At 65.1% G+C, this 25,730-nt stretch carries 18 protein-coding genes and 4 tRNA genes; 17 read left to right on the top strand and 5 right to left on the bottom strand.

Features of this window, described 5'->3' with window-relative positions; all coding sequences use genetic code 11:
- The first annotated feature begins 14 nt into the window (after positions 1-14).
- Genes EWM63_RS11375 through EWM63_RS11365 form a run of 3 tightly spaced genes read left to right on the top strand, consistent with a single transcriptional unit; the run spans position 15 to position 2,655 of the window.
- Positions 15-716 (top strand): glutathione S-transferase family protein, encoded by a 702-nt coding sequence (locus EWM63_RS11375; RefSeq protein WP_130186615.1) that lies wholly within the window; start codon positions 15-17, stop codon positions 714-716.
- Positions 713-1,981: a multifunctional CCA addition/repair protein gene (locus tag EWM63_RS11370; RefSeq protein ID WP_130186614.1), complete on the top strand. Its 1,269-nt coding sequence runs from the start codon at positions 713-715 to the stop codon at positions 1,979-1,981. The genes EWM63_RS11375 and EWM63_RS11370 overlap by 4 nt, the downstream gene beginning before the upstream one ends.
- Positions 1,981-2,655 (top strand): GNAT family N-acetyltransferase, encoded by a 675-nt coding sequence (locus tag EWM63_RS11365; RefSeq protein WP_130186613.1) that lies wholly within the window; start codon positions 1,981-1,983, stop codon positions 2,653-2,655. The genes EWM63_RS11370 and EWM63_RS11365 overlap by 1 nt, the downstream gene beginning before the upstream one ends.
- 31 nt (positions 2,656-2,686) lie before the next feature.
- Here the strand turns inward: EWM63_RS11365 and EWM63_RS11360 are convergent, their stop codons facing one another.
- Complete coding sequence (locus tag EWM63_RS11360) at positions 2,687-3,214, bottom strand: Lrp/AsnC family transcriptional regulator (RefSeq protein ID WP_130186612.1); 528 nt, start codon at positions 3,212-3,214, stop codon at positions 2,687-2,689.
- A 126-nt stretch (positions 3,215-3,340) separates the two neighbouring features.
- On the opposite strand from EWM63_RS11360, the gene hppD reads away from it, so the two are divergent.
- The 4 genes from hppD (at position 3,341) to EWM63_RS11340 (ending at position 13,053) form a co-directional block, all read left to right on the top strand.
- A complete protein-coding gene (gene hppD, locus EWM63_RS11355; protein ID WP_130186611.1) occupies positions 3,341-4,483 on the top strand; it encodes a 4-hydroxyphenylpyruvate dioxygenase in 1,143 nt (380 codons plus the stop codon).
- A 212-nt stretch (positions 4,484-4,695) separates the two neighbouring features.
- Positions 4,696-8,259, top strand: coding sequence for an indolepyruvate ferredoxin oxidoreductase family protein (locus EWM63_RS11350; protein ID WP_130186610.1), 3,564 nt, complete (start codon positions 4,696-4,698; stop codon positions 8,257-8,259).
- A 197-nt stretch (positions 8,260-8,456) separates the two neighbouring features.
- Complete coding sequence (locus tag EWM63_RS11345; RefSeq protein WP_130186609.1) at positions 8,457-11,159, top strand: TonB-dependent receptor plug domain-containing protein; 2,703 nt, start codon at positions 8,457-8,459, stop codon at positions 11,157-11,159.
- Between the two features lie 136 nt (positions 11,160-11,295).
- The gene (locus EWM63_RS11340; RefSeq protein WP_130186608.1) at positions 11,296-13,053 is read left to right on the top strand and encodes a M14 family metallopeptidase; all 1,758 of its coding nucleotides are present in this window, start codon (positions 11,296-11,298) and stop codon (positions 13,051-13,053) included.
- A 102-nt stretch (positions 13,054-13,155) separates the two neighbouring features.
- On the opposite strand, the gene ttcA is transcribed toward EWM63_RS11340, so the two are convergent.
- From ttcA to EWM63_RS11325, 3 genes are read right to left on the bottom strand one after another with little or no spacing between them, the layout of a single operon-like run.
- A complete protein-coding gene (gene ttcA / locus EWM63_RS11335) occupies positions 13,156-14,082 on the bottom strand; it encodes a tRNA 2-thiocytidine(32) synthetase TtcA (RefSeq protein ID WP_130186607.1) in 927 nt (308 codons plus the stop codon).
- Positions 14,079-14,477: a dihydroneopterin aldolase gene (locus EWM63_RS11330; protein ID WP_130186606.1), complete on the bottom strand. Its 399-nt coding sequence runs from the start codon at positions 14,475-14,477 to the stop codon at positions 14,079-14,081. Before EWM63_RS11330 ends, ttcA begins: the two co-directional genes overlap by 4 nt.
- 25 nt (positions 14,478-14,502) lie before the next feature.
- Positions 14,503-15,294, bottom strand: a complete 792-nt coding sequence (locus EWM63_RS11325; RefSeq protein ID WP_130186605.1) for an SDR family oxidoreductase — start codon at positions 15,292-15,294, stop codon at positions 14,503-14,505.
- Positions 15,295-15,330: 36 nt separating this feature from the next.
- Between EWM63_RS11325 and EWM63_RS11320 the strand changes: the two genes are divergently transcribed.
- The 3 genes from EWM63_RS11320 (at position 15,331) to EWM63_RS11310 (ending at position 19,366) form a co-directional block, all read left to right on the top strand.
- Entirely contained in the window at positions 15,331-16,479 is a 1,149-nt protein-coding gene (locus EWM63_RS11320) for a class I SAM-dependent methyltransferase (RefSeq protein ID WP_130186604.1), read from the top strand.
- 140 nt (positions 16,480-16,619) lie between these two features.
- Positions 16,620-17,570: a J domain-containing protein gene (locus EWM63_RS11315; protein WP_130186603.1), complete on the top strand. Its 951-nt coding sequence runs from the start codon at positions 16,620-16,622 to the stop codon at positions 17,568-17,570.
- A 146-nt stretch (positions 17,571-17,716) separates the two neighbouring features.
- Positions 17,717-19,366 (top strand): tetratricopeptide repeat-containing response regulator, encoded by a 1,650-nt coding sequence (locus EWM63_RS11310; RefSeq protein WP_130186602.1) that lies wholly within the window; start codon positions 17,717-17,719, stop codon positions 19,364-19,366.
- Positions 19,367-19,376: 10 nt separating this feature from the next.
- On the opposite strand, the gene EWM63_RS11305 is transcribed toward EWM63_RS11310, so the two are convergent.
- Positions 19,377-22,607: an EAL domain-containing protein gene (locus tag EWM63_RS11305; RefSeq protein ID WP_229487855.1), complete on the bottom strand. Its 3,231-nt coding sequence runs from the start codon at positions 22,605-22,607 to the stop codon at positions 19,377-19,379.
- Positions 22,608-22,811: 204 nt separating this feature from the next.
- On the opposite strand from EWM63_RS11305, the gene EWM63_RS11300 reads away from it, so the two are divergent.
- From EWM63_RS11300 to nusG, 7 genes are all read left to right on the top strand, one after another.
- Positions 22,812-22,897, top strand: a tRNA-Tyr gene (locus EWM63_RS11300).
- A gap of 46 nt (positions 22,898-22,943) precedes the next feature.
- A tRNA-Gly gene (locus EWM63_RS11295) sits at positions 22,944-23,017 on the top strand.
- A 25-nt stretch (positions 23,018-23,042) separates the two neighbouring features.
- A tRNA-Thr gene (locus EWM63_RS11290) sits at positions 23,043-23,117 on the top strand.
- A 124-nt stretch (positions 23,118-23,241) separates the two neighbouring features.
- Positions 23,242-24,432, top strand: coding sequence for an elongation factor Tu (gene tuf, locus EWM63_RS11285; RefSeq protein ID WP_130186564.1), 1,191 nt, complete (start codon positions 23,242-23,244; stop codon positions 24,430-24,432).
- Positions 24,433-24,527: 95 nt separating this feature from the next.
- A tRNA-Trp gene (locus tag EWM63_RS11280) sits at positions 24,528-24,603 on the top strand.
- Between the two features lie 36 nt (positions 24,604-24,639).
- Complete coding sequence (gene secE, locus EWM63_RS11275) at positions 24,640-25,023, top strand: preprotein translocase subunit SecE (RefSeq protein ID WP_130186600.1); 384 nt, start codon at positions 24,640-24,642, stop codon at positions 25,021-25,023.
- The gene (gene nusG, locus EWM63_RS11270; protein WP_130186599.1) at positions 25,024-25,650 is read left to right on the top strand and encodes a transcription termination/antitermination protein NusG; all 627 of its coding nucleotides are present in this window, start codon (positions 25,024-25,026) and stop codon (positions 25,648-25,650) included. It begins immediately after the preceding gene.
- Positions 25,651-25,730 lie beyond the last annotated feature (80 nt).

Here is a 25,730-nt window from a genome sequence, read left to right as displayed (position 1 = left end):
TACCAACCTTCCCCATGCAAACGATCGAACTCGACCCCACCCTGAACCAGACCCTGGCCGCCGCGCGCCAGCCCGGCCTCACGCTCGTCATCGGCAACAAGAACCTGTCTTCTTGGTCGATGCGGCCATGGGTGGCGATGACCGCCTTCGGCATTCCTTTCACCGAAGTGCGCGTGCAGCTGGACCGGCCGGACACTTCCGGCAACATCGCCCGCTATACGCACAGCGGCCGCGTGCCGGTGCTGCTGGCCGGCGACATCACGATCTGGGACAGCCTGGCGATCTGCGAATACCTGGCCGAGCAGTTTCCCGACAAGCACCTGTGGCCGCAGGACGTGGCGGCCCGTGCGATGGCGCGTTCGGTCTGCGCCGAGATGCACTCGAGCTTTGCGGGCCTGCGCGGCTCGATGCCGATGAATATCAGCGCCAGCCTGCGCGGCCAGGGGCGCACGCCGGAAACGCAGGCCGACATCGGCCGCGTCAGCGAGATCTGGGAAGAATGCCTGTGCCGTTTCGGCCACAACGAGTTCCTGTTCGGCGCCTTCTCGCTGGCCGACGCGTTCTTCGCCCCGGTGGTCACCCGCTTCAATACCTATGGCGTGGCACTGCCACCGGCACTGTCGGCCTACTGCGAACGGGTCACGCGGCACCCGGCCGTGGCGCGCTGGATCGAACTGGCGCACGCCGAAACAGACCCGGGCGCGCAAGGCGAATGAAGACCTATGTCGTTGGCGGTGCCGTCCGCGATGAGCTGCTGGGACTGCCCGTCAAGGACCACGACCATGTGGTGGTCGGCGCCACGCCCGAACAGATGGTGCAACGGGGCTTCCGGGCCGTCGGCAAGGATTTCCCCGTATTCCTGCACCCGGACACGCACGAGGAATACGCGCTGGCCCGCACCGAACGCAAGACCGCTCCCGGCTACAAGGGGTTCGTGTTCCACACGGCGCCGGACGTGACGCTGGAGCAGGACCTGGTGCGCCGGGACCTGACGATCAACGCCATCGCACGCGCCGAAGACGGCACGCTGACCGACCCGTTCGACGGCCGGGGCGACATCGCCCGCCGCGTGTTCCGCCACGTGTCCGCCGCGTTTGCCGAAGATCCAGTGCGCATCCTGCGCGTGGCCCGCTTTGCCGCCCGCTACGACGGTTTCACCGTGGCGCCCGAAACCAATGCCCTCATGCGCCGCATGGTCGACGATGGCGAAGTCGACGCGCTGGTGCCCGAGCGCGTCTGGCAGGAACTGTCGCGCGGCTTGATGGAGCAGCGCCCTTCGCGGATGCTGCAGGTATTGCGCGGCTGCGGCGCGCTGGCGCGCATCGTTCCGGAACTGGACCGCCTGTGGGGCGTGCCCCAGCCGGAACGGTGGCATCCGGAAGTCGATACGGGCCTCCACATGGAACAGGTCATCGATTACGCGGCGGGGCAGGGCTGTGACCTGCCGGTGCGTTTCGCGGCGCTGCTGCACGACCTGGGCAAGGGCGCCACGCCGCCGGAAAAATGGCCGGCCCATCACGGTCATGAAGGCATCGGCGTCGCGCTCGTGAAGGATGTCTGCGCGCGGCTGAAGGTGCCCACCGAGTGTCGCGACCTGGCCGTGCTGGCGGCGCGCGAACACGGCAACGTGAGCCGGGCGCTTGAACTGCGCTGCAACACCATCGTCAAGCTGTTCGAACGCAGCGATGCGTTCCGCAAGCCGGCCCGGTTCCTCCAGCTGTTGCAGGTATCCGAATGCGACGCGCGTGGCCGCGAAGGCCCCACAGCCTCGTTCCGCGACGCGCCGTTTCCGCAGCGCGACTACCTGGAGCGGGCACTGGCCGCCGCCCGTGGCGTCAACGCCGGCGAAATCGCCCTGGCCTGCACCGAGCGGCCCGACCGTATTCCCGACATGGTGCGCGCAGCCCGCGTGCGCGCGGTGAGCGAGGCGCTGGCGCTGCCCGACGAGGCGGACGAACAGAGCGGCGACGGAGCAGGCTGATGGCCCGCCTGAACCTGTTCCGCAACCCGCTGAACAAATGGCTGGGCCGCCCCGAGCCGCGGCCCACGATTCCCGTCAAGGAATTGCGCGAGCGGGACCGCCGCCGCATCCTGCGCCACTTCCTGCAGATCGAAGGACGCGACCGGCTGCTGCGCTTCGGTTCGCCCATCACGGACGAGCAGGTGACGAAGTATGTCGACAGCCTCGACTTCGAGCGCGACATCGTGTTCGGCGTCTACAACCAGGTGTTTCGCCTCGTCGCGGTCGGGCACCTTGGGTTCGCGGAAAAGCAGCCGGACAAGGACAGCGCCACCGAAAAGGACCGCGTGGCCGAATTCGGCGTCTCGGTGCTGAAAACGGCGCGCGGCCTCGGTATCGGCTCGAAGCTGTTCGAGCGCGCCGCCATCGTCTGCCGCAACCATGATGTCGACACCTTGTACATGCACTGTCTGTCGTCGAACCAGGTCATGATCCACATCGCAAAGAAGGCCGGCATGGAAATCCACCGCGAGTATGGCGAAGCGGATGCCTACCTCAAACTGGGCCCCGCGGACCCGGCCAGCGTGCTGCAGGAAGCCATGCAGGAACAGCTGGCCACGATCGACTATGCGCTGAAAGCCAATGTGCGGCGCGCTACCAAGCTGTGGGACATGCTGCCAGGGCGGAAGAAGTAAGCCTCATACAGTAAGCCTCATACAGTAAGCCTCATACCAGCGGCAGCGCCGTCGTATCCTTGATGCGCTGCAGCGCAAAGCTCGACTTCACATCCAGCACCGCCGGGTGCCGCAACAGCGTGGCCATCATGAAGCGTGAGAAGTGATCCATGTCTTCCACGTGCACGCGCAGCAGGTAATCCATCTCCCCCGTCATCGCATAGCAGGCCACCACCTCCGGCCACCCCTCGACGGCCACGGCGAAATCCTCGCGCGGCGACACGGTGCCCGGCAGCGCACCCAGCGCCCGGGCAGTGCTGTGCGCCACGGCCGCGGCATCGCTGTGCTTCTCCAGCCGCACGTTCACGTAGGCCAGCAGGCCCAGGCCGATCTTGTCCGGGTCGAGCAGCGCCACGTACTGGCGGATCACGCCTTCCTCTTCGAGCCGCTTGATGCGGCGCAGGCAGGGAGATGGCGACAGGCTGACTTGCTCGGCCACGTCCTGGTTGGACAGGCGGCCATCCTCCTGCAGGATCGAAAGGATTTTACGGTCTGTCTTGTCCAGCGTGATCTTGGTCATAATCTTCTCTTGGTGTCCCTGATAACGCAATATTATTGCTCAAAACCACTTGCCAAGGGAAATCTTTGCAATTTAATTCTCCCTCTCGAAGCCTATACTTTTCGCTATTCGATAAAGGAGACGCACATGCAATTCACGCCCTGGGAAAACCCGATGGGAACCGACGGATTCGAATTCGTCGAGTTCGCCGCACCCGATCCGAAAGCGCTCGGGCAGCTGTTCGAGAACATGGGCTTTACCGCCATCGCGCGCCACCGCACCAAGGATGTCACGCTGTACCGCCAGGGCGAGATCAACTTCATCATCAACGCCGAGGAACATTCGTTCGCGCAGCGCTTCGCGCGCCAGCATGGCCCTTCGGTGTGCGCGATCGCGATCCGTGTCGACGATGCAGCCCATGTCTACAACAAGGCACTGGAAATGGGGGCGTGGGGCTTCGACAACAAGACCGGCCCGATGGAACTGAACATCCCGGCGATCAAGGGCGTGGGCGATTCGCTGCTGTACCTCGTCGACCGCTGGCGCGGCAAGAACGCCGCCAAGGGCCAGGCACCCGGCAGCATCGGCGACATCAGCATCTACGACGCCGACTTCGTGGCCATTCCCGGTGTCGATCCGCACCCCGTCGGCAAGGGCCTTACCTATATCGACCACCTCACGCACAACGTCTACCGTGGCCGTATGGCCGAGTGGGCCGGCTTCTATGAGCGCCTGTTCAATTTCCGCGAGATCCGCTACTTTGACATCGCCGGCAAGCACACGGGCCTGAAGTCGAAGGCGATGACTTCGCCGTGCGGCAAGATCCGCATCCCGATCAACGAATCGTCGGACGACAAGTCGCAGATCGCCGAGTACCTGAACGAATACCACGGCGAAGGCATCCAGCATATCGCGCTGGGCACCGATGACATCTACAACTCCATCCAGGGAATGCGCGACAACGGAATCGCTTTCCAGGATACGATCGAAACGTATTACGAACTGGTCAACCGGCGCCTGCCGAACCATGGCGAAAACCTGGATGAGCTGCGCCGCCTGCGCATCCTGATCGACGGGCAGGCCAACAGCGATGAGCAGGGCAATCCGCAGCGCGAACTGCTGCTGCAGATCTTCACGCAAAACGTGATCGGCCCGATCTTCTTCGAGATCATCCAGCGCAAGGGTGACCAGGGCTTTGGCGAAGGAAACTTCCGCGCGCTGTTCGAGTCGATCGAGCTCGACCAGATTCGCCGCGGCGTGCTGGAGGATACTGCGAAGACGCCCGCTTGAAAAACATAACCACAGGCAGAAGCCGGGGTCAGACCCGGCGGGGTGGAGCAGGAATTTCGCGAAGCATGCTTCGCGCCTGCGGAACGGTGCTGGCATGCAGGCCAGCACTCCTCCCTGACCCAGGTTTTGCCTTGGGGTGAAAAGCAAGCCGGCAGCTCTGCACAAGATAGGGCGCCGGCGTTGGGCTTTACAAAAGATATTGGAGACAACCCATGAACGCACCTCACAAGGGTACGGAGCTAGGCAAAGAGGACATCACCCTCGAAGACAAATGGACGCTGGAGCGCGGCAGCGCGTTCCTGACCGGTACCCAGGCGCTGATCCGCCTGCCGATGCTGCAGCGCGAGCGCGACCTGAAGGCCGGCCTGAACACGGCCGGCTACATCACCGGCTACCGCGGCTCGCCTGTCACGTCGATCGACCAGACCGCCGTCAAGGCGAAAAAATACCTGGACGCGCACCACGTCAAGTTCCACCCGGGCATGAACGAAGACCTGGCCGCCACGGCGGTATGGGGCACCCAGCAAACCAACCTGTTTGCCGACGCGAAATACGACGGCGTGTTTTCCCTGTGGTACGGCAAGGGCCCCGGCGTGGACCGCTGCGGCGACGTGTTCAAGCATGCCAACAACGCCGGCAGCTCGAAGCACGGCGGCGTGCTGGTGCTGGCCGGCGACGACCATGCGGCCAAGTCCTCGTCCACGGCGCACCAGTCGGATCACATCCTGGCCGCATGCGGCATCCCCGTGCTGTACCCGTCATCCGTGCAGGAATACCTCGACTACGGCCTGCACGGCTGGGCGATGAGCCGCTATACGGGGCTGTGGGTGGCCATGAAATGCGTGACCGACATCATCGAATCGGGCGCCGTCATCGATTTCGACCCGGACCGCGTGCAGATCGCCATGCCGGACGATTTCGAACTGCCGCCGGGCGGCCTGAACATCCGCTGGCCGGACGCGGTGCTGGACCAGGAAGTGCGAATGAACAGCTACAAGTGGTACGCGGCGCTCGCGTACTGCCGCGCCAACAAGCTCAACAAGATCATCTGGGACAGCCCGCGGCCGAAGATCGGCATCATCACCGCCGGCAAGTCGTATCTCGACACGCGCCAGGCGCTGGCCGACCTCGGCATCGACGAGCAGGCCGCCGCCGACATCGGCATCCGCCTGTACAAGGTGGGCATGACGTGGCCGCTGGAAGCCGATGGCGTGCATGAGTTCGCGCGCGGACTCGACGAGATCCTGGTGGTGGAGGAAAAACGCCAGATCCTCGAGTACGCATTGAAGGAAGAGCTGTACAACCTGCCCGACGGCCAGCGCCCCCGCGTGGTCGGCAAGTTCGACGACACGGGCGAATGGTCGAACCAGCACCGCAGCGGCCACGGCGACTGGCTGCTGCCCGCCACGTATGAACTGAACCCGGCGCAGATCGCCCGCGCCATCGCCAGCCGCATTTCGCACTACTGCGCGGGCCATCCGGTCGCCAGGCGCGTGCAGGAACGCATCGCCTTCCTGGAAGCGAAGGAACTGGTGCTGAAGAACGTGCCCGCCAAGGCCAATCCGGAAACGGACCGCACGCCGTACTTCTGCTCCGGCTGCCCGCACAACACGTCGACCAAGGTGCCCGAAGGTTCGCGCGCCCTGGCCGGCATCGGCTGCCACTACATGGTGCTGTGGATGGACCGCGAAACGTCCACGTTCACGCACATGGGCGCGGAAGGCGTCACGTGGGTGGGCCAGGCGCCGTTCACGAACGAGCAGCACGTGTTCACCAATCTCGGCGACGGCACCTATTTCCACTCCGGCATCCTGGCGATCCGCGCGGCAGTGGCGGCAAAGGTCAACATCACCTACAAGATCCTGTTCAACGACGCAGTGGCCATGACGGGCGGGCAGGCCTTCGACGGCCCGCTCGATCCGGGCATGATCTCGCGGCAGATCGCCGCCGAAGGCGTCACGCCGATCATCGTCGTCACCGACGACCCGGACAAATACCCGGACGATTACGCATGGGCACCCGGCGTCACCGTGCGCCACCGTTCCGAACTGATGGACGTGCAGAAGGAGTTGCGCAACAAGCCCGGCGTGTCGGCGATGATCTACGACCAGACCTGCGCGTCCGAAAAACGGCGCCGCCGGAAGCGCAACGAATACCCCGATCCCGCCAAGCGCGTGGTCATCAACGAGGCCGTGTGCGAAGGCTGCGGCGACTGCTCGGTGCAGTCGAACTGCCTGTCCGTGGAACCGCTGGAAACGGAGCTGGGGCGCAAGCGCCAGATCAACCAGTCCAGCTGCAACAAGGATTACTCGTGCGTGTCCGGCTTCTGCCCGTCGTTCGTGACGGTCGAGGGCGGCCAGCTGAAGAAGCCGAAGAAGGCGGCCGCCGGCGGCGAAGTCCCCGCATTGCCAGAACCGGTGCTGCCGTCCACCGCTCAGCCATACGGCATCCTCGTCACGGGCATCGGCGGCACCGGTGTCGTCACCGTCGGCCAGATCCTGGCCGTCGCGGCGCACGTCGAGAACAAGGGCGCCGTGGTGCTGGACATGAGCGGCCTGGCGCAGAAGGGCGGGCCGGTGATGTCGCACGTGCGGCTCGCCGACCGCCAGGCGGACCTGCACTCCACGCGCGTGGGTACCGGCAGCGCGGATCTCGTGATCGGCTGCGACCAGATCGTCACCGCCAGCCGCGACGCCCTGAGCCGGATGGGCGAGGGCCGCACGTGGGCCGCGATCAATTCCACCGGCGCCACGACTGCCGCGTTCGTGAAAAATCCGGACTGGCAATTCCCAGGCGCCAGCTCGCAGGCGGAAATCCTGCGCGCCTGCGGCGAAGACCGCGTGGACTTCCTCGATGCGGGCCGCATCGCCACCGCGCTGATGGGGGATGCGATCGCCACGAACATGTTCATGCTGGGCTACTGCTTCCAGAAGGGCCACGTGCCATTGTCGGAAGCGTCGCTGCTGAAGGCGGTCGAACTCAATGGCGTGTCGGTGGCGTTCAACAAGGCCGCGTTCAACTGGGGCCGGTATGCGGCGCACGATCTCGCCGCCGTGACGAAGATGGCGGCACCGGCGCAGGTCATCGAATTCAAGCGCACGCAGACGCTCGACGAGTTGATCGCCCGCCGCGTGGAATTGCTGACGGCTTACCAGAACGCCGCGTATGCCGGCCAGTACCGCGACTTCGTGGACCAGGTGCGCGCGGCGGAAGACAGGCTGGGCTCGAAGAAGCTGACCGAAGCCGTTGCCCGCTACCTGTACAAGCTGATGGCCTACAAGGACGAGTACGAGGTCGCCCGGCTGCATGCCGACCCGGCGTTCCGCCAGAAGATCGAAGGCATGTTCGAAGGCGACTTCACGGTGAAGTTCCACCTGGCGCCGCCGCTGCTGGCGAAAAAGGACAAGGATGGCCACCTCGTGAAGCAGCAGTTCGGCCCGTGGATGCGGCAGGCGTTCGGCGTGCTGGCGAAGCTGAAGGGCTTGCGTGGCACCCCGCTCGACGTGTTCGGCTACACGGCGGAGCGGAAGATGGAACGTGCGCTGATCGGCACCTACCGCGACACCGTGGCGGCGCTGCTGCCCAAGCTGACGCAGGAGAATCTCGCCACGGCCGTGGCGATCGCCCGTATCCCGGAAGAGATCCGTGGTTACGGCCATGTGAAGGAGCGGCACCTGAAGGCGGCAAAGCAGAAAGAGGCTTCGTTGCTGGCGACGTATCATGCCGCGCCTCTCGTTGCGCCTTCCGCGCCGGCGGTCGCGCCACACGCGGCCTGAGGCTTGACGCAATGCCCCGCGGGGATGCCACGGCATTCTCGCGGGGCATTGCGCGCGTTTCGCTATCCCTATGCCAGGGGCATTTGCCAGCGGCGTGCAACCGTTGAGCAACGCATAAGCAATCACGAAAGGCTTCGTTCAAAAAAGACAATCCTGTTCGTATGATTCGGTTCCCACAAGGACCAATCATGCCGACAATGAAGACCAAAAATCCGATTCTCGCCGCAGCAGTCAGGACCATATTCTGCGTTCCGTTCTGCGGCATGCCCCTGCTGGCGCAGGCGCAGGCTGAACCGCCGCCCGAAGGGGCGGCGCCCACCGTCGTCGTCACGGGCTCGCGCATTCCGCGCGCCACCCTCGAAGGCCCGTCGGCCGTCACCGTGATCACGGCCGAGGACATCTCCCGCCAGGGTTACAAGAACGTGTTCGATGCCCTCAACAACCAGGTGCAGAACAGCGGCTTCGTGCAGGGCGCCGACTTCGGCAATACCTTCACGCCGTCGGCCAACACGAACAGCCTGCGCGGGTTGGGACCGAACCACACGCTGGTGCTGCTGAACGGCCGGCGCCTCGCCGATTTTCCGATCGCGTACGAAGGCACCGTCAACTTCACCAACCTGGCCAACATTCCCTCGACCGTCGTCGAGCGGATCGAAATCCTGTCCGGCGGCGCTTCCGCGATCTATGGGTCCGATGCGATCGCCGGCGTCGTCAACATCATCCTGAAGAAACAGCACAGCGGCTTCGACGTCAACGTCAAGGCCGGCGGTACCACGCGCGGTGGCGGCGCGGACCGGCGCGTGCAATTCACCGGCGGGCAGCAGTTCGGCAAGCTCGATACCGTGTTCGCGCTGGAAGTGAGCGAGCGCCAACCCTTGGCGGCATACCAGCGCGACTTCATGGACACGCGGGACGGCACGCCGACCAATGTGCTGTCGCGGCGCAATGTCACCGCGGGGCGCTACATGGACCTGGGCGGCACGTGCGGGGCGATCGGCGGCCTGTTCGGCGGCAGTGTCGCCAGCTACACCTCGCGCACCGGCACCTACTGCGCCAGCCCCAAGGTGGGTCCCACCTACTGGACGGTGCAGACGAAGAACCTGAGCAAGAACGCCTATGCCAGCGCCACGTATGACCTGGACGAGGACACCGAGTTCTTCGCCGACGTGCTGGCCGGCCATAACGGCACGCAGAACAACACGCGCGGCCTGTCGTGGACGTCGCAGTCGACGTCCAGCAGCTATTTCCTGAACCGGAACACCGGCAACTACGAGGCGTGGACGCGTTACTTCGCACCCGAGGAAATGGGTGGCGTGGAGCAGTTCAACCGCGCCTGGACCGACCGCGCGCTGGCCGCGTCGCTGGGCGCGCGCGGCCGCATTCCGGGTACAGGCTGGAAGTATGAAGCGGGCTACAGCGCCTCATGGTACAAGAGCGAGAACCACGTGCCACGCGCGCTGGCGGGCATCGACAGCTTCTTCCTCGGCCCGCGCCTGGGTACCGACGAGGATGGCGTGGGCATCTATGCGCCCGATCCCAACCGCCTGACCACGCCGCTGACGCCGGCCGAATTCGGCGTCATCAAGGGCCTGTCGCACAGCGAGGACGAGTCATGGACCAACACGCTGTCGGCCTCCGTGAACGGCACGCTGCTCGAATTGCCGGCCGGCCCGCTGCAACTGGCCGCTGTGCTCGAGGCGGGGCGCCAGGGGTTTTCCAACGTGCCGGATCCGCGCATCAACGCAGGCTACTTCAACGTGGCCACGCGCAGCGACGTCACGTCCGGCACGCGCACGCGCTACGCGGCCGGCGCCGAAGTGAATATCCCCGTGCTGAAGACGGTCAACGCCACGCTGGCGGGGCGCTACGACCGCTACAAGTTCGCCGAGCGCACCAGCGGCAAGTTCACGTATGCGGGCGGGCTCGAATGGCGACCCGCGAAGGAACTGCTGCTGCGCGCCAACCGCGCCACCAGCTTCCGCGCACCGGACATGAACTACATCTACAAGGCGCGCGGCACCGGCTATTACTCGTCCACCACCGATTACTACCGCTGCGGCCTGGCGGGCCAGCCGCTCGACAGCTGCGATTACGCCAACGTGTCACCGGGAGCGGACTACGTGCAGAACGGCAGCCGCGACCTGAAGCCGGAGCGGGGCCGTTCGTATGGCGCCGGTATCGTCTGGTCACCGAGCAGTGCGTTCGATGCCTCCGTCGATTACTGGAACATCCGCATCGATGACCTTGTGACGAACCTTTCCGCCGACCAGCTGCTGCGCGACGAAGCCGCATGCCGGCTGGGCGCGCAGGACATCGGTTCGCCCACCTGCGTCGACGCGCTGGCCCGCATTACCCGCTATGCGGCCGATTCGCTCGTGCGGCCCGGTGAGATCCGCGAGATCCGCGTCAACCCGATCAACGCGGCGCAGCAGGGCAGCAGCGGCTTCGACGTGAGTGCGAAATACGCCTTGCGCACGTCGGACTACGGCGTGTTCACGGTGCGCGGCAATTACTCGAAGACGGTCACGCGCCGCTCGAAACAGTTCGCGGGCGACGAGGTCTCCGACGACCTGCACTCGTACGAAAGCTCGGACTGGCCGGACAAGCTGACGGCCAGCGTGAACTGGAACGTGGGCCGCTGGTCGAGCACGGTGTTCGCGACCCGCTACGGCAAGATCCCGAACGCCGCGTGGACCGGTTACCTGACGCCGACCACGCTCGTCAACGCCAGCGCCGTGTACCAGGTCACGGATCGCCTCACCGTGTCGCTGATCGTCAACAACGTGGCCAACAAGATCAAGCACGATACCACCGGTGGCTGGCCGAACTACCCGGTCGGCAGCTACAGCCCGGCGGGCCGCGCCGGCTGGGTCGAGCTGAACTATCACTTCGGTTCCTGATGTGCTTTGGGCTGGCCGGCATGACAGGCATGTTGTAAGTCTATAATGTTTCGGCCGTGGCGGAACCGGCATGCGATCCATGCCGCGTTCCGCCTTTTTTTATCGGTCGACCCGACCCTTACCGGAGCCTTTGTAGATGATCCGTACCGCACTGTCGCTTGCCTTGCTCGCCGCCGTTCCGCTGGCCCATGCCGCCCCCGATCTCACCACCGTCTCGGAGCGCTCCGGCTTCCAGGCCACCGGGCGCTACGATGAGGTGATCCGGCTGTGCGGGGACTTCCAGAAGGCTTATCCGAAGGCGGTGCGCTGCCTTGAATTCGGCCGCACGCCGGAAGGGCGGCCGATGCTGGCGCTGGCCGTGTCGAAGACGGGGGCGCTGACGGCCGAAGCGGCGAAGAAGAAAAACATTCCCGTGCTGCTGGTGCAGGGCGGCATCCATGCCGGCGAGATCGATGGCAAGGATGCGGGTTTCCTCGCACTGCGCCACGCGCTCGATGGCAAGACGGCGGGCGGCGCGCTGGACCGCCAGGTGCTGCTGTTCGTGCCCGTGTTCAACGTGGACGGCCATGAACGCTTCGGCCCGAACAACCGCCCGAACCAGCGTGGCCCCGTGGAGATGGGCTGGCGTACCACCGCGCAGAACTACAACCTGAACCGCGATTACCTGAAGGCCGACGCGCCGGAGATGCAGGCCATGCTGGCGCTGGTGAACCAGTGGGACCCCCTGGCCTACATCGACCTGCACGTGACCGATGGCGCGAAATTCGAACCGGACGTGTCGATCCAGGTGGAACCCGTGCATGGCGGCGACGCGGCATTGCGCGAAGCCGGCACGGCGCTGCGCGACAACGTGATCGCCGACCTGCGCCGGCAGGGTTCCGACCCGAAGCATTTCTATATCTCGTTTGCCAAGACGGATGAGCCGCAGTCGGGCTTCGTCGACGAGATGTCCGGCGCGCGGTTTTCGACGGGCTACTTTTACCTGCGCAACCGCTTCGGCATGCTGGTGGAGACGCACTCGTGGAAGGACTATCCGACGCGCGTGAAGATCACCTACAACACGATCGTGTCGCTGATGGACCAGGTGGCAAGGAATGGTACCGAGTGGCGCAAGGCGGCGCTGGCCGCCGATGCGCGCGCGGCCGCGCTGGGCGGCGCGGACTTCCCGCTCAGCTACAAGACTACCGACAAGGTGCAGACGATCGACTTCCGCGGCTACGAGTACAAGCGCGTGCCGTCCGACGTTTCCGGCGCCACCTGGACGCAGTATGACGAGACGAAGCCGCAACTGTGGAAGGTGCCGCTGCGCGACGAGATCGTGCCGGACTTCATGATCAAGGCGCCGACCGGTGGCTACCTCGTGCCGGCCGCGCAGGCCACCGCCGTGGGCGCCAAGCTGAAGCAGCACGGCGTGGCGTTCAAGGTGCTGGCCACGGCGCCGGGCAAGGTGGAGGTCGAAGCGTTCCGCGCCACGAAGACGAAATTGACACCGCAATCGTTCGAAGGCCACCAGATGCTGGCGGTGGAAGGCGCGTGGGAGGCCGAGGCGCGCGATGTGGGCGCCGGCGCGCTGTTCGTGCCGATCGCACAGCCGAAGGCGCGGCTGGTAATGACGATGCTGGAACCGCAGGGTGCCGACTCGCTGCTTGCCTGGGGCATGTTCAACACCGCGTTCGAGCGCAAGGAATACATGGAAGAGTACGTGGCCGAGGAAGTGGCGCGCGAACAGCTGAAGGACCCGGCCGTCGCGGCCGCGTTCAAGGAAAGGCTGGACAACGATCCCGCCTTCGCGAAGAGCTCCCGCGCACGGCTGGAATTCTTCGCAAAGCGGCATGCTTCGTGGGACGAGCGGTTCAACCTGTATCCCGTATATCGCACCGACCGGAAGTTCTAGGATCAGCCGGCTCGCGTACCGACTGCTTCAGGGTACGGCAACTGGCAGCCGAACACCGGTTCTTTTGGGCCGTCAGTGTTGACGGCTGCTGCGATCCAGCAACTATTTCGGCTGCAGCGGAATGATCCCCGGCACCGTGGCCGGCGTCGAACACGGTTCCTCGTCGAATGCGATGTCGCCGAGCGGGTTGGCCACGCCATCCGTCTTCAGGTCGGTGAAGCCGAACAGGTTGCGGTCCATCAGGTGCGACGGCACCACGGTGGACAGCGCCGAGAACACGCTTTCCACCCGGCCCGGGGTTTTCTTTTCCCAGTCGCGCAGCATGGCCTTGATCTGCTTGCGCTGCAGGTTTTCCTGCGAGCCGCACAGGTCGCACGGGATGATCGGGAAGCCTTTCACCTCGGCATAGCGCTCCGTGTCCTCTTCCTTCACGTAGGCCAGCGGGCGGATCACCATGTGCTTGCCGTCGTCGGACACCAGCTTGGCCGGCATGCCCTTGAGCTTCCCGCCAAAGAACATGTTGAGGAAGAAGGTCTCGAGGATATCGTCGCGGTGGTGGCCCAGCGCGATCTTGTTGCAGCCCAGCTCGTCGGCCACGCGGTACAGGATGCCGCGGCGCAGGCGCGAGCACAGCGAGCAGGTGGTCTTGCCTTCCGGGATCAGGCGCGTGACGATCGAGTAGGTGTCCTGGTTCTCGATGTGGAACGGCACGCCGAGCGCCGTCAGGTAGCGCGGCAGCACGTCGGCCGGGAAGTTCGGCTGCTTCTGGTCGAGGTTGACGGCCACGATGTCGAAGTGGATCGGCGCGCGCTCGCGCAAGGTCAGCAGGATATCGAGCAGGGCGTAGCTGTCCTTGCCGCCGGACAAGCACACCATCACCTTGTCGCCGTCCTCGATCATGTTGAAGTCGCCGATGGCCTGGCCCACGAGGCGGCACAGGCGCTTGTGCAATTTGTTGTTCTCGTAGGCGACCTTCTCGGCCGATTTTTCCACGGGTTTATCCGCAGTATTGTCGATCACGGCGTTCATGCTTCCTCCTTGATGCGGAAGACTTCGACACCGACGCCTTCGCAGTCCGGATACACATCCGGCTTCATCGTCGACAGGCGCACGGCGCGCACGCGCGGGTGGGCCAGCAGCGCCTTCACCAGGTCGTCGCACAGCGTTTCCTGCAGGTGCACGTGGCCCTCGGCCATGCGCGCCGCGATCGTGTCGCGCATGAAGTCGTAGTCGACCACTTCGTGCAGCTCGTCCGCCGTCGGCGTGGATACGGCCAGCGGGATATACAGGTCGACGTTGAACAGGACGCGCTGTTCGCCCTTCTTCTCGAATTCGTGCACGCCGATGTTGATCAGCACTTCGTAGTTGCGCAGGAACAGCCGGCGGCAGTCCTGGAGGCGGGGATGGGTGAGGGCGGACAGCATGATGGAATGTGAAGTTAAAGGGTTTCTATTTGGCGAGGAACATCACGTCGCGCGGCAGCGGCAGCAAGTGCTGGCCGCCGTCGACCAGCAGCGTGGTGCCCGTCACGGCGCGTGCGGTCGCCGCATACAGCACGGCCGCGGCGATGTCGTCGGGCGTGCTGGAACGGCCCAGCGGCGTTTGCGCATGGGCTTTGGCAAAGCCTTCCTCGGTCTGGTCGCCGGACACCATCGTGATGCCCGGCGCAACGCCGACCACGCGCACTTTCGGTGCCAGCGCCTGGGCCAGTACCGTGGTTGCCGTGTGCAGCGCCGCTTTCGACAGCGTGTATGACAGGTAATCGGGGTTGAGATTGTACAGCTTCTGGTCCAGCAGGTTGACGACCACGCCCTGGCCGCCCTCGGGCACCTGGGCATGCAGCGCCTGCGCCAGCAGCACCGGCGCGGCCACGTTGGCGCGCATGTGGGCATCCAGTTTCGCGCTGGTGAAATCGGCCGCGCTGTCGTAATCGAACAGCGAGGCATTGTTGACCACGCAGGTGACAGGGCCCAGCGCGTCGATCGCGGCGGGCAGCAGCCTTTGCACGGCCGCTTCGTCGGCAAGGTCGCCATGCACCAGCACCGCGCGGCGGCCCAGCGCGGCAATGTCTTGCGCCACCTGCTCCGCTTCGGCGCGCGAAGCGCGGTAATGCAGGGCCACGTTCCAGCCGGCGCGTGCCAGCGCCAGCGCAATGGCGCGGCCGATCCGGCGGCCGGCGCCCGTCACGAGTGCCACGGGGGTGCCTTGGCGGTCGGTTATCGATTGGTCTGTCGTCGTCATGTCGTCGTTGGTTGCCCGATTCGCTACAATGCGGGGATGTCCCTTCCCGCACCTTCTCCGGACGCGCTGGCCGCGTCACAAGCCCTGCAGCAGCAGATCGCCGCCGACGTGGCGCGGCACGATGGCGAGCTGTCGTTTGCCCGCTTCATGGAAACGGCGCTGTATGCGCCCCGCCTCGGCTATTACACCGGTGGCGCCGCCAAGCTGGGCAAGGATGGCGATTTTACAACCGCACCGGAGATGTCGCCGCTGTTCGGCGCCGCGCTGGCGCGCGTCGCAGCCGACATTATCGCCCAAAGCGCACCCAACCTCCTCGAATTCGGCGCCGGTACCGGGAAGCTGGCGCGCGATGTGCTGACCGAACTGGCCGCCATGGGCGTGACAGTGGAGCGCTATGCGATCGTCGAACTGTCCGGCGAGCTGCGCGCGCGGCAGCAGGAGGCGTTGCGCGATTTCCCCCAGGTCGTCTGGCTGGACGGGTTCCCCGAGTCGTTCGACGGCGTGGTGCTCGGCAACGAGGTGCTCGATGCGATGCCGGTGCACCTGGTCGTGAAAACGGCCGATGGCTGGCGCGAGCAGTGCGTGACGGTGGCCGAGGGGCGCTTCGATTATGTCGCCGCCGACCTGACGCCGGCGCTCCTCGAGCAGGTCGCTCGCCAGATACCGGAACACGACAGCTTGCCGGAGGGGTACCTGACGGAACTGCACGGCACGGCCTGCGGTTTCATGGGGTCGCTGGGCGCGTTGCTGGGCAAGGGGCGGGGCGCCGCGATCCTGCTCGATTACGGCTTTCCCGCGCACGAGTTCTACCACCCCGACCGGTCCGCGGGCACACTGATGTGCCATTACCGCCATCACGCCCACCCGGATCCATTCTTCCTGCCCGGCCTGCAGGACATCACCGCGCACGTGGACTTCACCGCGATGGCGCTGGCGGCGCAGGACGCGGGGAGCGACGTTCTGGCCTACATGAGCCAGGCGTCGTTCCTGCTCGGTGCCGGCATCGGCGACCTGCTGCTGCGCACCGATCCGGCCGATACAAAGGCCTACCTGCCGCAGTCGAACGCCGTGCACAAGCTGCTCTCGCCGGCCGAGATGGGCGAGCTGTTCAAGGTCCTGGTGGTTGGCAAGGGGGTCGAGCTGGCGCCGGCGCTGATGGCCAGCGACCGCGCCTATCGCCTGTAGCGTACCTGATGGCATACCCTGGTAACCGCGTGGCGCTGCCGTCAACCCCCTGTTTCTGTGTAAAAATTGTTATAAGTTCGGCTATTATGGTTGACCTGGCGCGAAACCCGTCGTGACGCGCGGCTGACAATACTGAAACGATGGGCAAGATACATACTCACTATGACAACCTGAAAGTGGCCCGCGGCGCGCCGCAGGAAGTCGTACGCGCCGCCTACAAGGCGCTGAGCCAGAAATACCATCCCGACAAGAATCCTGGCGACGATCGCGCGGCCCGCATCATGGCCATCGTGAACACGGCCTATGGCACCTTGTCCGACCCGCAGCGGCGCAAGGAACACGACGACTGGATCGCCCAGGAGGAATACGAAATCGAACTGGTGGACAGCACCCGCCAGGACGATCCGCATCGCACGGTCGAGGTGCCGGTGGGGGGCTGGTCCGACGGGGCGCTGCCGGTGCGCCGGCGGCCGCGGACGGCCGCCTTGCGCTTGTGGATCACGGCCGTGACGTGCCTGGGGGCCGGCTGGATCGGCGGCGTGTTCACCGTGACCGAACCTCGCCAGGTATCGACCGTGCTGGCCACGGCCTGGGGTGGCAAGCCGGCAGGCGAGGTGACCGCCACCGCCAATGCCTATCCGCGCACCGTGCCCGGTGCGGCCGCGAACGATGGCTGGGAAAGCACGCCACGGCCGTATTCGCCGGACAGCGATGCGCAGCCGCCGCCGATCAAGGTGGTGGCCGTGTCGCAGGTGATCCTGCCCGGCTATTCGGGCGAGTGCGAGAACGAAACGCCGGCGCTGGCGGCACCGAATGGCGAGCCATGGCCCACGCAGTCGGGTTACGTGGAGGGTTTTCCCCTGATGAACAGGGGCCAGGACATGCAGCTGACGTTGGATAACGGCGACAATGCCTTCCCCGTCTTCATCAAGGTCTATGACCTGGAGCGTCGCTCGAACGTGCGCTATGTCTTCGTCCAGTCGCAGGATAAATTCGTCGTCGACGGGCTGGCCAGCGGCAGGTACGAGATCCGTTACCAGAACATCGACCTGGCCGGCAAGAACAGCTGCACGCGGCGGCAGCGCGGCTAGCCTCCGCTCCGCCCCGGTACCGTCGCGCGCGACGCGCCGCGGCGGTGACGCTTACCATGGAAACTGGGAGAATGGCTGTTCGGGCATCCGTGCACTTGCCCCATCCCTGGCCAGCATCGTTTGATCACCGGAGCATCCACCACATCATGGCGCCACTGAACGGCCTTGCCGCACTGCTTGTCGAGCCGCATTCCGGCATGCGGGCGAACCTGCAGAACATGCTGACCACGCTCGGGCTGGCCCGCGTGGACGTGGCCACCAATGCGCAGGGCGCCCTGCGCGTTCTGGCGGCGCGGCAGTTCGACCTGATCCTGTGCGAATACGACCTCGAAGGCGGCCAGGATGGCCAGCAGCTGCTGGAAGACCTGCGCCAGCAGGAACTGATCTCCCCCACCACGCTGTTCTTCATGGTCACGGCCGAGGGGCAAAGCAGCAAGGTCACCAGCGTGGCCGAGTTGATGCCCGACGATTACATCCTGAAACCGTTCAAGGCCGATACGCTGCTGGCCCGCATCGAGCGCGCGCTGGACCGGCGCGCCGCGCTGCTGCCCGCCCAGCGCCTGCTGGACGAGGGCGAACACCGTGCGGCGATCGTCGCCTGCGCCGAACAGGAAACAGCGCAGCCGCGCTACAAGACCGACTTCATGCGGCTGCGCGCGGAAACCCACCTGCTGCTGGGCGAGCCGGAGCAGGCCGAACATGTGTACGCGGCCGTCTGGCAGGAGCGCAACGCGCCCTGGGCGCGGCTGGGGCAGGCCAAGACGCTGGCGCTGCGTGGCCGTATGGACGAGGCGCGCGACGTGCTTGCAGAACTGCTCGGCCATAACGAGCGCTATCTCGCCGCTTACGACTGGCTGGCCCGCGTGCACGAGGAGGCTGGCCAGCTGGCCGAGGCGCAGGCCGTGCTGGCCGATGCGGCCACGCTGTCGCCGCACGCGGTAGGGCGCCTGCGTCGCCTTGGCGAGGTGGCGCTGGAAGCGGGCGACGCCGATTCGGCCGAGAGGGCGTTGAAGCAGGTGCTGCAGCGTGCCCGGTTTTCCGAATTCCGCGATCCCGAAGACCATGCCCGGCTGGCGCAGTCGCTGCTGAAGAAGGGCGATGCGGCGCAGGCCGAACTGGTGATCCGCGACATGGAGCGCACGCTGGCCCATCGCGAGAACACGCCGGTCTGCGCGGCGATCGCGACGGCCATGCTGTGCGAAGCCACCGGCGACACGACACGCCTCGGCGCGGCGCTCGACAGCGCGCTGGCCGGTGCGCGGCAGGCGCCCCACCTGTCGGCCGGCATGAAGCTGGAACTGGCGCGCACCTGCCTTGCCGCCGGGCGTGAGCAGCAGGCCGCCGAAGTGATGCGCAACGTCATGGCCAGCGGCGGGGGCGGCACGCCAATGGCCAAGGCGATGCGCCTGCTGGAACAGTCGGGCAAGGGCGACCTGGCCAACCGGCTGGCCCGGGAAAGCCGCCACGCCGTGGCGGAAATGGTGGCGCAGGGTGCGGCACAGGCCAAGGCGGGCGACCTGCGCGGCGCCGTCGACACCATGCTCGACGCGGTGCAGAAGCTGCCGGACAACCCGCAGGTGGTCTTCAATGCGGCCGTGGCCGTGCTGAAATACCTGGAACGCACCGGCTGGGACGAGAAGCTGGGCACCCGCGGCATCGAGCTGGTGGCGCACCTGCGCCGGGTCGATCCGGCCAACGCCCGGCTGGCCGCGCTGGGCGGCTTGCAGGAAGAGCTGCTGAAGCGTTACAACGTGCGCCCGGGGCGCCGCACCGTGACCGTGCGGCAGCAGGCCTAGGCGTGCCTCACTAGGCCACCGCCTGCACGGGCCCATCCAGGGCTGCGCTGGCGGCGCGCTCGAAGTCGGCCGCGGGCATCGGCGGCGCAAACAGGTAGCCCTGTGCTTCATCGCAACCGTGGGCCTTGAGGAAATCGGCCTGCGCCACCGTCTCCACGCCTTCGGCGATCACGTCCAGCCCCAGCGCATGGGCCAGGCCGATCGTGGCGCTGACGATTGCCGCATCGTTCGGATCGGTCTCGATATCCTTGACGAAGCCGCGGTCGATCTTGATACGGTCCAGTTCAAACAGCTTCAGGTAGGACAGCGACGAATAGCCGGTGCCGAAATCGTCGATCGCCACGCGGATGCCGCGTGCCCGCAAGCCTTGCAACAGGGCGCGGCTGCGCTCCGGATCCTGCATTGCCGCCGACTCAGTGATTTCCAGCTCGAGCAGCGCGGGATCGACGCCGGCCGCCGCCAGCAGCACGTCGAGCTGGGCCAGCAGGGCCTTGCCCTGGCACTGCCGGGCGGACAGGTTGACGGCCAGGCGCAAGTGGCCCAGCCCGAGCGTTTGCCAGCGGCCGAGCAGCCCGATCGCATGCTGCAGCACCCATTCGCCCAGCGGCAGGATCAGTCCGGATTCCTCGGCGATCGGGACGAAGCGGTCCGGCCCCACCATGCCCAATTCCGGATGGCGCCAGCGCAGCAGCGCCTCGGCACCGACCAGGGTGCCGCTCGGCAGGTCGACCTGTGGCTGCAGGTACAGGTCGAATTCGCCCTGTTCCAGTGCCTGCCACAGGCGGCTTTCCAGCAGCAGGCGCTCGTGCGTGGCGGCATTCATGGCATGCGAAAAGAACTGGAAGTTGCCGCGGCCTTCGCTTTTCGCCGCATACATCGCCGTGTCGGCATGGCGCAGCAGCGTGCCGGCGTCCTCGCCATCGGCCGGGTACATCGCGATGCCGACACTGGTGCCGCTGTGCACGGCCTGCTCCTGCAAGGGATAGGGTCGCGCCAGGACGTCGACGATGCCGGCCGCCATGTGGCTGGCGTCGTCCGGCGTCACGTGGCCGGTGACCACGATGAATTCGTCGCCGCCCAGCCGGGCGATCGTGTCCACGTCGCCCAGCAGTTCGCGCAAGCGACCGGCCACTGCCAGCAGCAACTGGTCGCCGGTCTGGTGGCCGTGTGTATCGTTGATCTTCTTGAAATGGTCCAGGTCGAGGAACATCACGGCCACCGTCTGCCGAAGCCGCCGCGCCCGCGCCAGTGCCTGTTCCAGCCGCAGGTTCAGCGACAGCCGGTTATCCAGGCCCGTCAGCGGATCGTGGTGGGCCAGGCGGTGGATGCGTTCCTGGGCGCGGCGCTGTTCCGTCAGGTCATGCAGGATCGCCACGAACAGATGCTCGCCGGGGAGCTCCACTTCGCTGACCGACACGGCCAGCGGAAAAGCGGTGCCGTCGCTGCGCCAGCCCGTGGCCTCGTGCTCGCGCTTGTTGCCGCCGGCGATGCGCCGCAGCAGGGAGGCTGGGGTGTCGCCGACACCCACCGGCAGCAGGCTGGCCAGCGGCAGCCCGGCCATCAGGTCGGGCGCGTAACCGAACAGGCGCCCGGCGGCCGCGTTGGCACCGGTCAGCACGCCATCGGTGGAAATCGTCAGGATCGCATCCGCCGCCTTTTCCAGGATCGCCTTCAGCCGCGCTTCGCGTTCCTGCAGGCGGGCGGTACTGGCCTCGACCTGGCCGCGCACGGAGGCCTGTTCGCCGCTCGTCTGCAGCAGCAGGCCGCCCAGCAGGCTTGCCAGCACCAGGCCGGCAGCCAGCACGGCCAGGCTCTGCCAGTTGCGCTGGCTGGCCATGTATTCGGCCGTCGGCGTCAGGGTCAGGCGATATTGGCGACCGCCGAAACGCAAGGTGCGTTCGGAAGCGGGCGCGTCGGCGGCACCTGCCGGGGCCGGCGACAGCGCTTCGCCCGTTGCCGCGTCGCGCAGGCTGGCCAGCAACTGGGGGAAACCCACTTGGCGCATCACGCTGTCGAGATACGTGCCGGGATCGAGCGTCACCTGCAGCAGCGCATCGGGCGGTGCCGCGCTTCCCGACGGGACCGCCTGCAGCAAGGTGACGATGCGCTGTGGCGCGGCCTGCAACAGCGTCAACGGTGCACTCGCCGTCGGTTCGCCCGATGCCAGCGCCCGTTCGACAGCGGCGGCCCGCCTGGGGTCGGACAGCATGTCAAGCCCCAGGTTGCGGCGGTTGCCGCGCGGTTCGACGTAGCTCGCCACAACATAGCGTTCCTTGGCCGGGGACGGCTGCGGTACGCCGTCGGCATCCGGTGCGCGGACCGCGAACATCGGATCGACATTCTCCCTCCCCCAGGCCTCGAAGGCGGCGCGATCGCCGTCGGCCAGCGGTTTCAGCCAGCTCATCGTCAGGATTTCCGGATGGCGCGACTGGTAGCCGTGCGCAATGTTGCGAAAGATGTCGGGGCGGATACGGCTGCTGTAGCCCGTCATGCCGCCGACGATCGCGAATACATAGCGCTCATGCTCGGAGAACTTTGCCTGCAGCAGGTCCGATGCCTGCTGGGCCTTCAACTGCACCTGCTGCATCTGCTGGTGCGATTCCCAGCGGCGCACTTGCAGGAAGATCACGAGGAACAGCGCCACGAGCACGAGGACCGGCCCGCCGAATGTCCAGCGGCGCTGCACCCACAGCGAGCGGGGCTGGCCGAACACGGTCCATGCCAGCGGGGCGCCGAGCAGCATCCCGAGGGCGTCGCCCAGCCACCAGGTGAGCCAGGTGGCGGGCAGGTCATCGCCCGCGACGACGCCCAGCAAGGCAAGCGCGCACAGCGACAGAGTGCTGCTGATCAGCGCCAGTGCCGGCGGCAGCGCCAGGAATCGCAGCACGTCGCGGCCCGCACCAATGGCGGGGCTGACCCAGCGGGCAAAGGCATGCATGCCGGCATAGGCCTGCAGCGTGGCAGCGGCGGTGGTGGCCAGGGCGGCGGCCACCAGCGTGCCGGAGGGCAGGGCGGACGCCTGTGGCAACGAATACAGGTTGAGCAGCAATACGCCCAGCGCGATGCCGGGCAGCATGCGCGAGCCGCGACTGACGAGTGCGGCCAGCGCCAGGCCGGCGGGAAGAAACAGCGGCGTCGAGAAGCCCGGCATGGGTGCCAGCTCCAGGCCTATGACGCCGATGGCGGCATAGGCAGCCGCCAGCAGCAGGTTGGCCGGCAGGCAGTGCTGAAGGGCAGTCAAATCGGGTGCTCCACGGTGTGCCGGCATGCGGCTGACTTGCAGATTCTATAGGAAATCATTCAACGTAAAAACAACACTTGCATTTCCTGCGGGGTACCCGCTACAATCTCGCCCCGAAGCAGGCAGTTAGCTGCTCGATACGAAATGTTTGTGTCGAGGCGTTGACAGTTTTGATTTTATGCTTCATACTCTGCGGTTCCTCGCGGAGGGGTGGCCGAGTGGTTAAAGGCAGCAGACTGTAAATCTGCCCTCTTATGAGTACACTGGTTCGAATCCAGTCCCCTCCACCAAGTTTTCGCAAGGAAGCTGAGTGACAATGTAGTGAAACGGAACCTCGCGGGTGTAGCTCAATGGTAGAGCTGAAGCCTTCCAAGCTTAAGACGAGGGTTCGATTCCCTTCACCCGCTCCAGTCTTCGTTGCAATGTAGTAAACAAGCCCTTTTAGCTCAGTGGTAGAGCACTCCCTTGGTAAGGGAGAGGCCACGTGTTCAATCCACGTAAAGGGCACCAGAATTCGCCGTGCAGCCGATGGTCACCATGCGGCTGCGCGGTAGTATCAGACAGCAGTATCAGTACCCAATCTGACAGTCGGGCGCGTGCCCAGCAATATCTTAAAAATTGTTAGGAGTCTAAAATGGCAAAAGGTAAGTTTGAGCGGACTAAACCGCACGTGAACGTTGGCACCATCGGTCACGTCGACCATGGCAAGACCACCCTGACCGCTGCAATCGCAACCGTACTGTCGAAGAAATTCGGCGGCGAAGCCAAAGCCTACGACCAGATCGACGCTGCTCCGGAAGAAAAAGCACGCGGCATCACGATCAACACCGCGCACGTCGAGTACGAAACCGCTGCCCGTCACTACGCGCACGTTGACTGCCCAGGCCACGCCGACTACATCAAGAACATGATCACCGGTGCTGCCCAGATGGACGGCGCGATCCTGGTGTGCTCCGCAGCTGACGGCCCGATGCCGCAGACCCGCGAACACATCCTGCTGGCCCGTCAGGTTGGCGTGCCTTACATCATCGTGTTCCTGAACAAGTGCGACCTGGTCGACGACGCAGAACTGCTGGAACTGGTCGAAATGGAAGTGCGCGAGCTGCTTTCGAAGTACGAGTTCCCTGGCGACGACCTGCCGATCATCAAAGGTTCGGCACGTATGGCCCTGGAAGGCCAGCCGGGCGAAATGGGCGAAGAGTGCATCATCCGCCTGGCGGACGCACTGGACACCTATATCCCGACGCCTGAGCGCGCTGTGGACGGCGCCTTCCTGATGCCTGTGGAAGACGTGTTCTCGATCTCCGGCCGCGGTACCGTGGTGACCGGTCGTGTCGAGCGTGGCGTGATCAAGGTTGGCGAAGAAATCGAAATCGTCGGCATCATCGACACCGTGAAGACGACCTGCACCGGCGTGGAAATGTTCCGCAAGCTGCTGGACCAGGGTCAAGCTGGCGACAACGTCGGCCTGCTGCTGCGCGGCACCAAGCGTGAAGACGTGCAGCGTGGCCAGGTTCTGGCCAAGCCGGGCTCGATCAAGCCGCACAACCACTTCACCGGCGAGATCTACGTGCTGTCGAAGGATGAAGGCGGTCGTCACACCCCGTTCTTCAACAACTACCGCCCTCAGTTCTACTTCCGTACGACGGACGTGACCGGCTCGATCGAGCTGCCAGCGGACAAAGAGATGGTCATGCCGGGCGACAACGTGTCGATCACCGTCAAGCTGATCTCCCCGATCGCCATGGAAGAAGGCCTGCGCTTTGCAATCCGTGAAGGCGGCCGTACCGTCGGCGCGGGTGTTGTAGCCAAGATCCTGGGCTGATCGCTTAGAAGTTAGCAGTAAAGAGTCCGCCAAGTAATGCTGGCACCCAACAAAGTTGGGTGCTAGAATTACGGATTCCATTGTAAGTTTTACGTAGGGGCGTAGCTCAATTGGCAGAGCGTCGGTCTCCAAAACCGAAGGTTGGGGGTTCGATGCCCTCCGCCCCTGCCACCGAATTCTGGTGCAGGGCACCGAAAGTAAAAACGAATGTCTAATCAATCCGTGCAAACCGTTGGCACGAGCGGCGACAAGCTGAAAGTCGTGCTCGCGGTGGTTGCAGCGATTGCAGGCGTAGTCGGGTTCTTCTACCTGGCAGGTCAACCAACCCTGGTGCGGGCAGCCGCGCTTGTGGTTGGTTTGCTTATTTCCGTCGGCATTGCCTACACCTCCACTTCTGGTCGTGACTTCATCAATTTCTCGAAAGAAGCTGTTCGCGAAACCAAGAAAGTCGTCTGGCCTACGCGCAAAGAGGCAACGCAGATCACCCTGATCGTGTTTGCTTTCGTGGTGGTGATGGCGATGTTCCTTTGGGGAACGGATAAACTGCTTGAACTCGTGTTGTACGACTTGATTCTGGGCTGGAAAAACTAAATGAGCGATAACGTGCAAGACGACGCAACCGATACTCCTGTGCCAGGCGACACGCCGGCGCAGGAAGCGGTCGCTCCTGTCAGCGTGCCAGTCAGCAATAAGCGCTGGTATGTTGTGCATGCTTACTCCGGCATGGAAAAAAGCGTGCAGCGTGCACTGACCGAGCGCGTCGAACGCGCCGGCATGCAAGACCAGTTCGGCCAGATCCTGGTGCCGACCGAAGAAGTTGTCGAAGTAAAAAATGGTCAGAAATCCGTGACCGAACGCCGTTTCTTCCCGGGCTACGTGCTGGTGGAAATGGAAATGACGGATGAAACGTGGCACCTGGTGAAGAACACCGCCAAGGTCACCGGTTTCATCGGCGGCAAGTCGAACAAGCCGACGCCGATTCCTGCCCGCGAGATCGAAAAGATCATGACGCAGATGCAGGAAGGCGTTGAGAAGCCTCGGCCGAAAGTGCTGTACGAAGTGGGCGAGCAAGTCCGCATCAAGGATGGCCCGTTCACCGACTTCAACGGCAACGTCGAGGAAGTCAACTACGAGAAGTCCAAAGTGCGCGTCTCGGTCACCATCTTCGGCCGAGCCACTCCCGTCGAACTCGAATTCGGGCAGGTCGAGAAGGTCTGATCTGCCTCCCGCCTAACGGAGCGTTCAATCCGTACGAGGAGCCCTGCCAGTCAGTATCGGCGGGGCGCTACCACTCAAAT

It is taken from the genome of Pseudoduganella lutea (assembly GCF_004209755.1).
Classification (GTDB): domain Bacteria; phylum Pseudomonadota; class Gammaproteobacteria; order Burkholderiales; family Burkholderiaceae_D; genus Rugamonas; species Rugamonas lutea.
This window is presented reverse-complemented; position numbering and strand designations above follow the sequence as displayed.

Excerpts from the sequence above, each read along its gene's own strand:
- EWM63_RS11375 (WP_130186615.1), top strand. The coding sequence starts at position 15 with ATGCAAACGATCGAACTCGACCCCACCCTGAACCAGACCCTGGCCGCC.
- EWM63_RS11370 (WP_130186614.1), top strand. The coding sequence starts at position 713 with ATGAAGACCTATGTCGTTGGCGGTGCCGTCCGCGATGAGCTGCTGGGA.
- EWM63_RS11365 (WP_130186613.1), top strand. The coding sequence starts at position 1,981 with ATGGCCCGCCTGAACCTGTTCCGCAACCCGCTGAACAAATGGCTGGGC.
- EWM63_RS11360 (WP_130186612.1), bottom strand. The coding sequence starts at position 3,214 with ATGACCAAGATCACGCTGGACAAGACAGACCGTAAAATCCTTTCGATC.
- hppD (WP_130186611.1), top strand. The coding sequence starts at position 3,341 with ATGCAATTCACGCCCTGGGAAAACCCGATGGGAACCGACGGATTCGAA.
- EWM63_RS11350 (WP_130186610.1), top strand. The coding sequence starts at position 4,696 with ATGAACGCACCTCACAAGGGTACGGAGCTAGGCAAAGAGGACATCACC.
- EWM63_RS11345 (WP_130186609.1), top strand. The coding sequence starts at position 8,457 with ATGAAGACCAAAAATCCGATTCTCGCCGCAGCAGTCAGGACCATATTC.
- EWM63_RS11340 (WP_130186608.1), top strand. The coding sequence starts at position 11,296 with ATGATCCGTACCGCACTGTCGCTTGCCTTGCTCGCCGCCGTTCCGCTG.
- ttcA (WP_130186607.1), bottom strand. The coding sequence starts at position 14,082 with ATGAACGCCGTGATCGACAATACTGCGGATAAACCCGTGGAAAAATCG.
- EWM63_RS11330 (WP_130186606.1), bottom strand. The coding sequence starts at position 14,477 with ATGCTGTCCGCCCTCACCCATCCCCGCCTCCAGGACTGCCGCCGGCTG.
- EWM63_RS11325 (WP_130186605.1), bottom strand. The coding sequence starts at position 15,294 with ATGACGACGACAGACCAATCGATAACCGACCGCCAAGGCACCCCCGTG.
- EWM63_RS11320 (WP_130186604.1), top strand. The coding sequence starts at position 15,331 with ATGTCCCTTCCCGCACCTTCTCCGGACGCGCTGGCCGCGTCACAAGCC.
- EWM63_RS11315 (WP_130186603.1), top strand. The coding sequence starts at position 16,620 with ATGGGCAAGATACATACTCACTATGACAACCTGAAAGTGGCCCGCGGC.
- EWM63_RS11310 (WP_130186602.1), top strand. The coding sequence starts at position 17,717 with ATGGCGCCACTGAACGGCCTTGCCGCACTGCTTGTCGAGCCGCATTCC.
- tuf (WP_130186564.1), top strand. The coding sequence starts at position 23,242 with ATGGCAAAAGGTAAGTTTGAGCGGACTAAACCGCACGTGAACGTTGGC.
- secE (WP_130186600.1), top strand. The coding sequence starts at position 24,640 with ATGTCTAATCAATCCGTGCAAACCGTTGGCACGAGCGGCGACAAGCTG.
- nusG (WP_130186599.1), top strand. The coding sequence starts at position 25,024 with ATGAGCGATAACGTGCAAGACGACGCAACCGATACTCCTGTGCCAGGC.